This window comes from Shewanella sp. ANA-3, assembly GCF_000203935.1.
Classification (GTDB): Bacteria; Pseudomonadota; Gammaproteobacteria; order Enterobacterales; family Shewanellaceae; genus Shewanella.
Genome location: NC_008577.1, coordinates 3,190,078 through 3,204,839 on the forward strand (window position 1 = coordinate 3,190,078; position 14,762 = coordinate 3,204,839).

9 protein-coding genes are annotated in these 14,762 nt (G+C 48.6%); all 9 read left to right on the forward strand.

What is annotated here, in order from left to right:
• The first annotated feature begins 232 nt into the window (after positions 1–232).
• Positions 233–1,198, forward strand: a complete 966-nt coding sequence (locus SHEWANA3_RS14080) for a DmsE family decaheme c-type cytochrome (RefSeq protein WP_011717557.1) — start codon at positions 233–235, stop codon at positions 1,196–1,198.
• Positions 1,199–1,211: 13 nt separating this feature from the next.
• A complete protein-coding gene (locus tag SHEWANA3_RS14085) occupies positions 1,212–3,350 on the forward strand; it encodes an MtrB/PioB family decaheme-associated outer membrane protein (RefSeq protein ID WP_011717558.1) in 2,139 nt (712 codons plus the stop codon).
• A 35-nt stretch (positions 3,351–3,385) separates the two neighbouring features.
• Complete coding sequence (locus tag SHEWANA3_RS14090; RefSeq protein ID WP_011717559.1) at positions 3,386–5,305, forward strand: OmcA/MtrC family decaheme c-type cytochrome; 1,920 nt, start codon at positions 3,386–3,388, stop codon at positions 5,303–5,305.
• A gap of 245 nt (positions 5,306–5,550) precedes the next feature.
• Entirely contained in the window at positions 5,551–7,725 is a 2,175-nt protein-coding gene (locus SHEWANA3_RS14095) for an OmcA/MtrC family decaheme c-type cytochrome (protein ID WP_011717560.1), read from the forward strand.
• Positions 7,726–8,057: 332 nt separating this feature from the next.
• Positions 8,058–10,010 carry an OmcA/MtrC family decaheme c-type cytochrome gene (locus SHEWANA3_RS14100; RefSeq protein ID WP_011717561.1) on the forward strand — a complete coding sequence of 651 codons (1,953 nt, stop codon included), beginning with the start codon at positions 8,058–8,060 and terminating at the stop codon, positions 10,008–10,010.
• A gap of 68 nt (positions 10,011–10,078) precedes the next feature.
• Positions 10,079–11,068: a decaheme c-type cytochrome MtrA gene (gene mtrA, locus SHEWANA3_RS14105; RefSeq protein WP_011717562.1), complete on the forward strand. Its 990-nt coding sequence runs from the start codon at positions 10,079–10,081 to the stop codon at positions 11,066–11,068.
• A 12-nt stretch (positions 11,069–11,080) separates the two neighbouring features.
• A complete protein-coding gene (locus SHEWANA3_RS14110; RefSeq protein ID WP_011717563.1) occupies positions 11,081–13,168 on the forward strand; it encodes an MtrB/PioB family decaheme-associated outer membrane protein in 2,088 nt (695 codons plus the stop codon).
• Between the two features lie 225 nt (positions 13,169–13,393).
• On the forward strand, positions 13,394–14,008 hold the full coding sequence (locus SHEWANA3_RS14115) for a hypothetical protein (protein WP_011717564.1): 615 nt from the start codon (positions 13,394–13,396) through the stop codon (positions 14,006–14,008).
• The gene (locus SHEWANA3_RS14120; protein WP_011717565.1) at positions 14,008–14,721 is read left to right on the forward strand and encodes a uracil-DNA glycosylase family protein; all 714 of its coding nucleotides are present in this window, start codon (positions 14,008–14,010) and stop codon (positions 14,719–14,721) included. The genes SHEWANA3_RS14115 and SHEWANA3_RS14120 overlap by 1 nt, the downstream gene beginning before the upstream one ends.
• The last annotated feature ends 41 nt before the right edge of the window (positions 14,722–14,762 follow it).

Here is a 14,762-nt window from a genome sequence, read left to right on the forward strand (position 1 = left end):
ATCACGCTGTGCAAGTTAGAGTAAAAGTCAACGAGCTGTAAACGAGTGCCCCACAAACCAAAGTGAGAACAAGATCACACTTCGTTATTTATCACGAGCAAAATCATCCTTCTTTACTGTCAATGCCCACAAAAATGTTACGCGATTGTCGCAAATTTGTTCTAGTATTAATCAGCTAAATTAGCGATGTCGAAAGCTTGAAAAATAACAAATAAAACGCACTCGGGAATAGATGAACATGGATATTGGGTTAAAGTTCAAAAGCATAACTCAGGTTATGCTTGCTGTGATGTTATCGATACTCAGCCTTTCAACGTTAGCGACACCTTGGGATGACAAGCCCCCCGAGGAGGTCGTCGCGACTTTGGACAAAAAATTTGCCGAAGGTAAGTACTCGGCCAAAGGGGCTGACACTTGCCTGATGTGCCATAAGAAAAGTGCCACTGTAATGGCTATTTTTGATGGCGTACATGGCAATCCTAATATCAAAGATTCCCCCATGGCCGATTTACAGTGTGAGGCTTGCCACGGCCCGCTCGGTAATCATAACAAGGGCGGCAAAGAGCCGATGATCACCTTCGGCCAGAATTCCCCCGTTCCCGCGCAAAAACAAAACAGTGTCTGCATGAGTTGCCATAACGACGATCAACGCATCGCGTGGAAAGGCAATCACCATGACAATGCCGATATCCCCTGCAGTAGCTGCCACCAAGTACACGTAGCAAAAGACCCTATCAGCGACAAAGCCAACGAAGTGGCGATTTGTACCCAATGCCATACCCAGCAAAAAGCGGATATGCACAAACGCTCATCCCATCCATTGCAATGGCAACAAATGGTCTGTAGCGATTGCCACAATCCCCATGGCAGTTTAAATGATGCCAGTCTGAAGCAAATGAGCGTCAACGAAAACTGTTACAGCTGCCACGCTGAAAAACGCGGTCCTAAATTGTGGGAACATGCGCCAGTCACCGATAATTGCGCGAACTGCCATAACCCCCACGGCAGCGTCAACGAATCCATGCTTATCAGCAAACCGCCACAGTTATGCCAACAATGCCACGCCTCCGATGGCCACAGCAGTAATGCTTACTTTGGTAATCAAACCAACGCCTTCACCTCGGGTAATTCCTGTATGAATTGCCATGGACAAGTGCATGGTTCAAACCATCCATCCGGCAAGTTACTCCAGAGATAACAAGGGAATGATCATGCAAATAATGAACATATCGACTCCTAAAGCTTGTTTCTCACTCACATTACTGGCTTGGGCGATTAGTGGCGTCCTCAACACGGCCCATGCTGAAGGATATGAAATCCAAAAAGCGAATCGTAGTGGCATAAAAAGTGAGGCTTGGAGCTGTAAGCAATGCCAGGCAAAGACGGGGCGCCAAGGCAACGTCAGCGCCACGCTCGCCTATAATGACGGCGAAGATAGCCGTTTTGGTAATCGAACTGGCACGGATAAGGATGGCTTGGTCGGTGCCGTGGGCGCCAATATGCAATACCAAGCTGAGAGTGGTTACCAAACAAGGCTAGAGGCCGATAAACTGGGATTTGATACGGGTTCAGCCAAGCTCACCACAGGCCAACCTGGGCACTATCAAATTCAATTAGGTTATAAAGGGCTCGCCAATTACCAATACAATCAGCTAAAAAGCCCTTATCTCACCGATAACGATAAGATGCTCTTGCCTGAAAATTGGGTTGAGGGAGCAACGACCCAATCCATGCCGTTACTGCAATCGAGTTTAATCGAGCAGGACTTAAGCATTACGCGGGATAGATTCAACCTCGGCGGTTACTATGCTGGCCATATCTCATCGAGCAGCCGCTACAAAGCCTCGGTAAACTACCAGCATGAAAACCGCAGCGGCGCGAAAAAGACCAGCGCAAATATTCTCACTAACAGTGTGATGTTGGCGCAGCCAATCGATGACAGCACAGATGAAATCGATGCCAGAGTCTATTTTGGCGGCGCAGGCTGGCAAGCGGGCATAAACAGCCAGATAAGCCAATACAAGAATGACCATCAGGCGCTGCTATGGCAATCGGCCTATACGCCCACATTTGGTGCGGCCTACTTTGGGCAAAATGCTGTTGACCCTGATAACAAGGCCTATCGGATCGCCGCCGAGGCCAGTGGTGGCCAAAATGGCCATAACATCCTAATGCACGCAGGTATCAGCAAAATGTCACAGGATGAAGCTTTTCTTCCCGCGACCATTAATGGCCCCTCCCCTGTACTGCCAACCGATAATTTAGATGCCCAAGTGGACATCCTAGATATGGTGCTTAAGTATTCAGGCCGCATCACACAGGATTTGAGTGTTCAAGCCAGTTATAACTATCAAGACAGGGAAAACAAGACGGCTCAACTGGATTTTCCACAGGTCGTGACCGACAGTTTTCATCAAGGTGCAGAACAAAATCGCCTCTACGATAAACGCAGCAAACAATTCGACCTTAAAGGAAAATACCGCCTAACTCCGTCAGCCTATGCTGAGGCGGGATATAGTCGTGATGAAGTTATCTATTCTGAACTAGACAGGCAATCCGTTGACGAATCGGGGCTGTTTGCAAAACTCAGCTACCGTTATTCACCTGCTTGGTCTGCTTGGTTAAAGGGAGAAGCATTAGACCGCAATGGCAGTGAATACGATCCAGTGACCAGCACCCAAAGTCCGAGCAACCCTTGGCTGCGTAAATCCTATCTCGCGGACAGGAAACGTCAAAAAATCACCCTACACACAGATTATCAAAGTGATATCGGCTTATCAGTAGGCGCGAGTTTACACAGTATCGACGATGACTATGACCACACATTGGTCGGGCTCACCCAAGTCTCTTACCTTGGCTATGACGTCTCAGCACAGTATTTGATTAGCGATAATTTGAGTGTCAACGGCTATCTCAACCAAGACTGGCGCGACTCCGATCAGGCCGGAAGCAACCGTTTCTCAACCCCAGATTGGTACAGCACATCTGAAGAGAAATCGACCCTGATTGGCGCGGGTATCGCCTATCAAAACCTGTTGGATAATCGTTTAGACTTGGGCTTGGACTACAGCTACTCCGACGGCCAAAGCGACACCGAAGTCACCTACGGTATCAACAGTCCCTACGGTGACTATTACAGCCGCAAGCACAATATTAACGCCTATGCCAAATATAAACTGGCCGACAGTATGTCGTTACGCTTCGATTGGTTGTTCGAGAAATATCAAGATGCAAACTGGCAAAACCAAAACACCACTTGGGACACAGTCCCCAATGTGCTCAGTTTTGGCGATATCAGCCACGACTACAATGCTCATTACTTAGGTTTGACCTTAAGCTACCAAATGTAACTTAGGCACTGACAGCGTATTCCAAGGATAGAAATATGAACAAGTTTGCAAGATTTAGCACACAATTCAGTCTGTTACTGGCCTTAACCACCCTGCTTACCGCCTGTGGTGGCAGTGACGGTAACGATGGCTCACCCGGTGAGCCAGGTAAACCACCCGCGATGACGATCACTAGCCTGAACATCATGGTCGATAAAGTCGCCGTGACCGACGGCATCGCCCAAGTCGATTATCAGGTGAGCAACCAAGATGATGAAGCCGTGATTGGTATTCCCTCGGCCACCTTCATTGCGGCGCAATTACTGCCTCAGGGCGCGACAGGTGCAGGCAATAGCAGTGAGTGGCAACATTTTACCTCTGAAACGTGCGCCGCTTCTTGCCCTGGCACATTTGTCGACCATAAAAACGGCCATTACAGTTATCGTTTTAGTGCCACATTTAACGGCATGAATGGTGTGACATTCCTTAACGATGCCACCCAGCGAGTCGTCATCAAACTTGGCGGCGATGCATTAGCCGATGGCACGGCGCTCCCCATTACCAATCAACACTACGATTGGCAAACCTCGGGTAATACCCTAGCCTACACCCGTAACTTAGTTACCATTGAAACCTGTAATAGCTGCCACAGTAATTTGGCGTTCCATGGTGGACGCTACAACCAAGTTGAAACCTGCGTAACTTGCCATAACAGTAAAAAAGTCAGCAATCCTGCGGATATTTTCCCGCAAATGATCCACAGCAAACACTTAACGGGATTCCCTCAATCCATCAGTAATTGCCAGACTTGCCACGTCGATAATCCTGATTTAGCCGAGCGTCAAAACTGGCATAGGGTGCCCACTATGGAAGCTTGTGGAGCCTGCCATACCCAAATCAATTTCCCTGCGGGCCAAGGCCACCCTGCGCAAGCAGATAATAGCAATTGTGTTGCCTGCCATAATGCCGATTGGACCGCCAGCGTACACGGCAATGAAGATCAAATGGCCGCGTTAGCCCAGTTTAGTCCAAGCATCAGTAGCGCAAGCATGGATGCCAATGGCACAGTGACCGTTGCCGTGACGCTAAGCAATCCAGCAACTGGTACTGTATACAGTGAGAGCGCAGATAAGCTCAAATTTATCAGCGACCTAAGGGTCTATGCTAACTGGGGAACCAGTTTCGATTACAGTACCCGCTCCGCGCGCTCAATTCGTCTGCCTGAGTCCACGCCAGTCTCTGGCAGCAACGGCACTTACACTTATACCATTTCGGGTCTCACGGTTCCGGCGGGAACTGAGGCCGACCACGGCGGCTTAGCGATTCAAGGTCGAGTTTGCGCCAAAGATAAAGTATTAGTGGATTGCAGCACTGAACTTGCCGAAGTTCTGGTTATCAAGGCAAGCCACAGTTACTTTGATATGTCAGCCTTAAGTGCCACTGGCAGACGCGAGGTCATTAGCAATGCCAACTGCGCTAGCTGCCACGGCGATCAACAACTGAATATTCATGGCGCACGCAACGATTTAGCTGGCCAATGCCAACTTTGCCACAATCCGAATATGCAGGCCGACGCCACGGCGGCAAATCCCTCCATTACCTCCTTTGACTTTAAGCAGTTAATCCATGGGATCCATACCAGCCAATTTGCCGGTTTTGAGGACCTCAACTACCCAGGCAAAATCGGTAATTGTGCTCAATGCCATATCAAAGATGCGGCGGGAGTTTCAACGGTTGCCCTGCCCTTAAACGCGGCGGTTCAACCACTTGCGCTAAACAACGGCACCTTCACGAGTCCAATTGCCGCGGTGTGCAGTAACTGTCACTCAAGTGATACCACCCATAACCATATGATGCAGCAAGGTGCGGTATTTGCGGGAACAAAAGCCGATGCCACCGCAGGTACAGAAACCTGTGCTTTCTGCCATGGACAAGGCGCTGTCGCCGACGTATTGAAAGTCCACCCTATTAAATAACCCTATGATGCAGGCCGAAAGGCCTGCTACTGCAGATATAAAAGGAACTCATACTATGCAGTCATCTACCTCTAAAGAAATAGTCAGATCTCAATCACATTACCCGCTTAAAGTGACTGATAAATACCAATGACTTAGTTAGCCTTACAGGTGGGATCTAATTCCACACATTAAATGCGGTTAATGAGATTTATTCTTATTCGCTAAGCGCTTAATGATGAATAAAACTATTGCAGGGAAATATCATGATGAAACGGTTCAATTTCAATACCGCAACAAAAGCGATGTTGGGTGCCGGTTTACTTTCACTTCTTCTCACTGGTTGCGGTGGCAGTGACGGTAAAGATGGTGAAGACGGTAAACCAGGCGTTGTTGGTGTTAATATCGACTCAACCTCAACGTTAAAAGCGAAATTCACAAATGCCACTGTTGATGCTGGCAAAGTCACCGTTGATTTTACATTGGAAAATGCCAATGGTGTGGCCGTACTCGGCTTAACGAAAGATCACGATTTACGATTCGGTATTGCTCAGCTCACCCATGTGACTGAAGCAACGGACGATCCAGCTAAACCAGCGGATCGTGGCTATCAATGGCAAGCCTATATCAATGCCAAAAAAGAGCCAGGCACTGTTCCATCAGGTGTAGATAACCTTAATCCATCGGCCCAGTTCCAAGCCAACGTTGAAGCGGCAAATAAATGCGACACTTGCTTAGTTGACCACGGTGACGGTAGTTATAGCTACACCTATCAGGCCAATATTGCCAATGTAACTGAGCCACTCACCGTCACTTACAGTGCCGACGCGACTCAACGCGCCACAATGGAACTTGATTTACCACAGGTTGTGGCCAACGCCCATTTTGATTGGCAACCCTCTACAGGCAAGACTGAAGGCATTCAAACCCGCAATGTGGTTTCTATTCAAGCCTGTTACACCTGTCACCAACCAGAAAGCTTAGAGCTGCATGGTGGCCGTCGTATTGATCTTGAAAACTGTGCCTCTTGCCATACTGCAACTTCTGGCGACCCAGAATCAGGCAATAGCATTGAATTCACTTACATGATCCACGCTATCCACAAAGGTGGTGAGCGTCATACCTTCGATGAGACAGGCGCAGAAGTTCCAGCACCTTACAAGATTGTTGGTTACGGTGGTTCATTACACGACTACGGCAAAGTAGGCTTCCCATTGAAACCTGCCGCGGACTGTTCTGCATGTCACGTTGAAGGTGCGGGCGCGCCTGCGAATGCAGACCTCTTCAAAGCCGATTTAAGCAATCAAGCTTGTATTGCTTGTCACACCGAAAAACCATCTTCACACCACAGCAGCACAGATTGTACGTCTTGCCACAATGCTACTGAGCCTTACGGCGGTACTGGCAGCGCGGCCAAACGCCATGGTGATGTACTGAAAGCCTATTCTGATACTCAAGCAATGGGCATCAAGTTCAGCAATGTGGGTGTGAATGATACAGGTAAGATTACCTTTGATGTTCAAGTGGTTGATAAAGATGGCAACGCTATCGATAAAGCACTTGTAAACCAAGGCTCACGCGTTGTAGTGGCATGGGATTCTGATAAAGATTACCCAAGCTATGCTGACGCCTCTTACAGCAACCGTCGTATCGCACTTAGCGAAGGCACTTACAACGAAGCGACCAAAACCTATACATTAACTGGCACTAAGTTCAACCTGCCAGCGGATGCTAACGGTAAAACCTTTGAACTCTGGTCTACATTAGAAGTGTGTTTCAACAGCGGTGGTTACGGTGTTGCCGAAATCGTTCCAACCGATTGTAGTCTGGCGAACGTGCGCAAAGTGCCCGTGAAAGAAGCCCCTTACCACTTCGTTTGGAAAGACACAGGTGTAGATAGCGCTGCAACCGCTAAAACACGTCGTGAAATCATCGATCCAACTAAGTGTCAAGGCTGTCACAATCAGGAAATCCACCACTATGACAACGGCGTAAACTGCCAAACTTGTCATACATCGGATAAGACCTTGAAGAATGATGCAGCCTATCCAGGCGGCAAGATCCCAACCAGCTTTGCTTGGAAAGCCCACGAACGTGAAGGCCATTACCTCAAGTATGCGGGCGTTCAATCAGGTACTGTACTCAAGACCGATTGCTCAACCTGTCACACTGATAAAGGTATCACCCTAGGACGTGCTCCTGAGCGTGTATGGCGCTATGGCGATATCACCAATAGTGGCGCGGATATTTGGGTATCTTCAGATGCGGGTGCATGTTTAAGCTGTCACCAAAAGTATCTGTCTGATGCAACTAAGTCTCACATTGAAGCTAACGGCGGTATCTTAAATGGTACCAGTGCAGCGGATGTTCAAACCCGTGCGTCTGAAAGCTGTGCAACTTGCCATACTCCAACTCAGTTACGCGAAGCACACGGTAACTAAATAAACCACCTCTTTAGCGATTAAAGAGACTGGACAAAAAGAGAGAGGTCCCCCCTCTCTCTTTTTTATTTTCCACCTCACAATCCGCCGTTTTTTTGATCTAAATTTGTTTTTCCCCTGTGGTTTAACTACCTCTTTAGAAATAGAAAGATCCAAGTCACACATTAGCAAAGGCCTTGAAGATTTTAGGGGCATGTTAGGTTAGCCTTTCCTTGGGGAATTCTATTTCCAGCATCCACTTAAGTTGCCTTCGAGACCAAAGCACAGACAAAGAATCTGTCGGGCGCAGGAGATAAGCAGTTAAGTAATGCCAAACCTATGCAGGGAAAAAAATGATGAACGTACAAAAATCAAAATTCGCACTGCTGCTCGCAGCAAGTGCCGTCACTATGGCCTTAACTGGCTGTGGTGGAAGCGATGGTAATGATGGTAAACCCGGTGAGCCAGGTGGCGAGCCAGCTCCCGCTATTCAAAAACTCAATTTTACCTTTAACAAATCAGTAGTGACTAACGGTGTTCCTAGTGTTGAATTCACCGTCACCAACGAAGACGATTTGCCCGTAGTTGGCCTGCAAAAAATGCGCTTTGCTGCTGCTCAGCTGATTCCTCAAGGTGCAACAGGTGCTGGTAATGCCTCTCAATGGCAATACTTTGGTGATGAAACCTGCGATGTGGCATCAACCTGTCCTGGTACCTTCGTGGACATGAAGAACGGCCACTACAGCTACACCTTCAAGATGAATCTCACTGCCAACGCTAAGATCACCTATAACGACCAACTGGCGCAACGTGTTCTGATCCGCGCTTACAACACGCCATTACCAGACGGCACACAAGTCCCTAACAGCAACGCTTATGTTGATTTTACCGCTGACACTGGTGCAACACCGGGTTACAGCCGTAAAGTCGTCGCCACAGAAAGCTGTAATGCTTGTCACCAAGACTTAGCCAATGTGAAACACGGCGGCGCTTACTCAGATGTTAACTACTGCGCGACTTGCCATACTTCTGGCAAAGTGGGTGTAGGTAAAGAATTTAACGTGTTAGTCCACGCTAAACATAAAGACCTCACCTTAGGTTCGTTAGAAAGCTGCCAAAGCTGTCACGTTGAAACCGAAGCCGCACCTGATTGGGGCAACTGGTCACGTATCCCAACTGCCGCCACCTGTGGCAGCTGCCATACAGCCGTTGATTTTGCCGCAGGCAAAGGCCACTCTCAGCAGTTAGATAACTCTAACTGTATCGCTTGTCACAACAGCAATTGGACTGCCGAGTTACACACAGGCAAAACCGCTGAGAAGAAAGCGGTTATGGCTCAGTTAGGTATGTCTGCCACACTCGCGGGTCAAGAAGACAATACTGCGGTATTAACCGTATCTATCTTAGATAAAGACGGTAATGCCATCGATGCAGCAAGCGTACAAGATAAGATCAAACGTTTAGAAACGATCACTAACGTCGGTCCTAACTTCCCGATCATGGGCTACAACAAGAGCCCAGGTAGCGGTGCTGCTAAGATAGCCAAAGACCTCGTTAAAGATGGTGCACTGCAAGATGGTGTGACCTTAGTTGACGGTAAACTGGTATTCACCACTCCTGCACTGCCATTTGGTGCTGGCGATACTGATACCGCCTTTACCTTTATCGGTCTAGAAATGTGTAACACTGGCACCACGCTGACAGCTTGTACTGCAGATAGCACAACCACCAGCATGAAAGCCGACTTAGTCTTCGGTACTAAATCAGGCAATGCACCCAGCATGCGCCATGTGAACTCAGTGAACTTCAGCACTTGTCAAAACTGTCACAGTGATACCTTCGAGCTACACAAAGGTCACCACTCAGGCTTTGTGATGACAGAACAAGTTTCACATGCCAAAGACGCAAGCGGTAAACCAATCGTCGGTGTGGATGCCTGTGTGGCCTGTCATACCCCAGATGGTACCTATGCTAGCGGTGCAAACAAAGGTGGTTTCGAAATGAAACTGCACGTAGTTCACGGTGAGCAAGGCGTTATCAAAGAATGTACTCAGTGCCACAACGACTTCAACTTAGACGCGTTCAAAGTGAAGGGTGCACTGGCCACTTCTGCTGGTAAATACACCACGCCAATCACAGCAACTTGTACTTCATGCCACGCGCCAGAATCTATTGGCCACGGCTTAGAAAATATGGGCGCGATTGTGAACGGTGATTATGTTCAAGCCAACCAAGCGGCACAGTCAGAAACCTGTTTCTACTGCCATACCCCAACAGTTGCAGATCACACTCAAGTGAAAATGTAATTTGCCCAAGCAGGGGGAGTTCGCTCCCCCTTTCTTGAATTTTGTTGGGACAAATTGGGAAGCCTATTATGAAGAACAGCCACAAAATGAAAAACCTACTGCCGGCATTGATGATGTCTGCGGTCATGGCATTTGCCATCGCACCGAGCGCTCACGCCTCCAAGTGGGATGAAAAAATGACGCCTGAGCAAGTCGAAGCGACCTTAGATAAGAAGTTTGCCGAAGGCAACTACTCACCCAAAGGCGCCGACTCTTGCTTGATGTGCCATAAAAAATCCGAAAAAGTTATGGACCTTTTCAAAGGTGTCCACGGCGCCATTGACTCCACTAAGAGCCCGATGGCTGGCCTACAATGTGAGGCTTGCCACGGACCTATGGGTCAACACAACAAGGGCGGCAACGAGCCGATGATCACTTTTGGTAAGCAATCGACCTTAAGTGCCGACAAGCAAAACAGCGTGTGTATGAGCTGTCACCAAGACGATAAGCGTATGTCTTGGAATGGCGGTCACCATGACAACGCCGATGTTGCTTGTGCCTCGTGCCACCAAGTACACGTCGCGAAAGACCCTGTGTTATCTAAAAACACTGAGATGGACGTCTGTACAAGCTGCCACACTAAGCAAAAAGCGGATATGAACAAACGCTCAAGTCACCCACTCAAATGGGCACAAATGACCTGTAGCGACTGTCACAATCCCCATGGGAGCATGACAGATTCTGATCTGAACAAGCCAAGCATTAACGAAACTTGTTATTCCTGTCACGCCGAGAAGCGCGGCCCAAAACTCTGGGAGCATGCACCCGTCACTGAGAGTTGTGTTACTTGCCACAATCCTCACGGTAGTGTGAATGATGCCATGCTGAAAACCCGTGCACCGCAGTTATGTCAGCAATGTCACGCCAGCGATGGCCATGCCAGCAATGCCTATTTAGGTAACACTGGTTTAGGTTCAAATGTCGGTGACAATGCCTTTACGGGTGGAAGAAGCTGCTTAAATTGCCATAGTCAGGTCCATGGTTCTAACCATCCATCTGGCAAGCTATTACAGCGCTAAGGAGACGAGAAGATGAAATTCAAACTCAATTTGATCACTCTAGCGTTATTAGCCAACACAGGTTTCGCCGTAGCTGCCGATGGTTATGGTCTCGCCAATGCCAATACCGACAAAGTGAAACTCTCAGCGTGGAGCTGTAAAGGCTGCGTGGTTGAAACCGGTGTATCTGGCACTGTCGGTGTCGGCGTCGGTTACAATGGCGAAGAGGATATTCGCTCTGCCAATGCCTTTGGTTCTAAAAACGAAGTCGCGGGCAAGTTCGATGCAGACCTTGCCTACCGTGGTGAAAAAGGTTACCGCGCCAGTGTTGAAGCCTATCAATTGGGCATGGATGGCGGACGTTTAGATGTGAATGCGGGCAAACAAGGCCAGTACAATATCAATCTAAACTACCGTCAAATTGCCACCTACGATAGCAATAGCGCCCTCTCGCCCTATTCTGGTATCGGCGGCAATAACCTGACCTTGCCCGATAACTGGGTTACCGCAGGTTCGAGCAGCCAAATGCCACTATTGATGGACAGCCTCAACAGCCTCGAGTTATCACTGAAACGTGAACGTGCAGGCCTTGGGTTCGAATATCAGGGTGAATCGCTGTGGAGCACCTATGTGAACTACATGCGTGAAGAAAAAACCGGGTTAAAACAAACCTCTGGTAGCTTCTTCAACCAATCTATGATGTTGGCAGAACCCGTGGATTACACCACTGACACCATAGAAGCGGGCGTGAAACTCAAAGGCGATCGTTGGTTCACTGCGCTCAGTTACAATGGTTCAATTTTCAAAAATGAATACAACCAGCTGAACTTTGACAGTGCCTTCAACCCCACTTTTGGTGCGCAAACCTCTGGTGCCATTGCACTCGATCCCGATAACCAGTCACACACAGTGTCGCTGATGGGTCAGTATAACGACGGCAGTAACTCACTGTCTGGCCGTATTTTAACCGGACAAATGAGCCAAGATCAGTCACTGGTGACCTCGGGCTACGGTTATCAACTGCCAACGGATGCTGTTGACGCCAAAGTCGATCTGCTGGGCATGAACCTCAAAGTGGTGAGCAAAGTCAGCAACTCGCTTCGCTTGAGTGGTAGTTACGATTATTACGACCGTGACAACAATACCCCAATCGAAGAGTGGACGCAGATCAGCATCAACAATGTCAGCGGTAAGGTGGCCTATAACACCCCTTACGATAACCGCACACAGCGCTTTAAAGTGGCGGCGGATTATCGCATTACCCACGGCATTAAGCTCGATGGTGGTTATGACTTCAAGCGCGACGAACGTGAGTATCAAGACCGTGAAAGCACGGATGAGAACACCGTTTGGGCCCGTTTGCGCGTCAATAGCTTCGACATGTGGGACATGTGGGTAAAAGGCAGTTACGGCAACCGTGACGGCTCACAATACCAAGCGTCTGAATGGACCTCTTCTGAAACCAACAGCCTGTTACGTAAGTACAATCTGGCTGACCGTGACAGAACCCAAATCGAAGCGCGCATCACCCATACGCCACTCGAAAGCCTGACCATAGACTTCGGTGCCCGTTATGCGCTGGATGATTATACCGATACAGTGATTGGCTTGACTGAGTCAAAAGACACCAGTTATGACGCCAATATCAGCTATATGATCACCGCTGACTTACTGGCAACAGCCTTCTACAACCATCAAACCATTGAGTCAGAACAAGCGGGTAGCAGCAATTACAGCACCCCAACTTGGACTGGCTTTATTGAAGACAAAGTGGATGTGGTTGGCGCAGGTATTAGCTACAACAATCTGCTGGAGAACAAGTTACGCCTAGGTCTGGATTACACTTACTCAGACTCCGACAGTAACACTCAAGTCAGACAAGGTATCACCGGCGACTATGGCGACTATTTTGCCAAAGTCCATAACATTAACTTTTATGCTCAATATCAAGCGACTGAGAAACTCGCGCTACGCTTCGATTACAAAATTGAGAACTATAAGGACAATGACGCCGCCAACGATATCGCCGTTGATGGTATTTGGAACGTCGTAGGCTTTGGCAGCAACAGCCATGACTACACCGCACAAATGCTAATGCTGAGCATGAGTTACAAGCTCTAAACTGCGTTTATTGATAGTCAAAAGCCCGCACTGCGGGCTTTTTTATTGGTTATGAAAACAAAAACTCACCGCGCCTTAGATACAAGCTCTGGCGATTCCAGAAGCCAAAATCTTGAATAAGATCAGACTCTGAGGCAAAACTTGCGCCGAGGATGCGGTATTCCTTGAGTTTACAGGCACTTTAGCGGATGTTAATTCATTGAGTTAACTATCAGTGGATCTTAGATGTCGTCCTTCACTTGCTCTTTTTGGCGTTTATCGCCTCTGCCCTCCTCGATAGGCTTAAGTTTGTTCGCCACCCCAGCTATGGCATTCGATTCTAGCGGTGGCACGGCGAGCTTATTTATCATCGTCGGACTGGGTGGATTTACCCTGATCAACGCATTGATGCAGGGCTTGTTCTTTTTTGCGGGTCAGTATCGCAATCCCATTTTTGCTAAACGCCATGTGCTGCTCGCACTGATAGCACCACTGCTGGCCTTTGCCTTAACCCTTTATGATCACCGTGCCTGGAGCGACTTTACACTCAATCTCGGCATGATCATTGTCGGCGTTGGGTTGATTTTATTACCGTTGCAATTACGCCAACTGAATCAGCCCAGCAACCGACATGCAAACTGGCTGCTGAGTCTTGGTGCCCTATTCATCTTAGGCATCAGTTATCTACTGCCACCCTGCGCCCTGTTTGCCATTATCTTGGGCCATATCGCTTTAGCCTCTCATGCTAAGGCTCCCACTAAAGCCTTGGGCAGCAAGTTATTGAGTTATGGTGTATTAGCCGCGTCCTATGCGCTCTTTGGCTATTGGATCTACCATCTATTGAGCAAACTTGGTGCTTGATGATGACAGACATATCGCGCCCAGCTAGCGAGCCAAACTGCTCAGCCGAGCTAAGTGAACTGCTCAAACAAATCCGCGCTTGCCAACTGTGTCAGGCCGAATTGCCCCTGCCAGCAAAACCCATCTTGCAAGCCAGTAGCCAAGCACGGATCTTAATTGCTGGCCAAGCCCCCGGCGTAAAAACCCACCATAAGGGCATTCCCTTCGACGATGCCAGTGGCGAGCGGCTGCGCGCTTGGCTTAATGTCAGTCGGGAACAATTTTATGACCCCGCGCTGTTTGCCATAGTGCCGATGGGATTTTGTTTTCCGGGAACCATTGAACGCAATGGTAAAAAGCAGGGTGATAAGCCACCACGCCCTGAATGCGCCGCAACTTGGCATGCGAAGTTATTAGCCTTGATGCCACAGATAGAGTTAGTGCTGGTCCTTGGCCAATATGCGATTGATTACCACCTGCCGCGCGCGCAGGCCATAGGCGCGTTAAACTCCCAAGCGATAGCGGTATCGAACCCACAAGCGAACAAGAAGATCACAGTAACCCAAGCCATTGAGCAATGGTCGTTACATTGGCCTAGGCTGATGGTCATGCCCCACCCAAGCCCACGCAACAATCTTTGGCTAAAACAGCATCCCGAGTTTGAGCACGAACACCTCCCCACTCTTCAAGCAAGGATCGCAGACCTACTGGCGAGCACTCCCGATCCGAAATAAAACCTGCTCAAATCCCAATAAAAAGCCCCATTAAGGGGCTT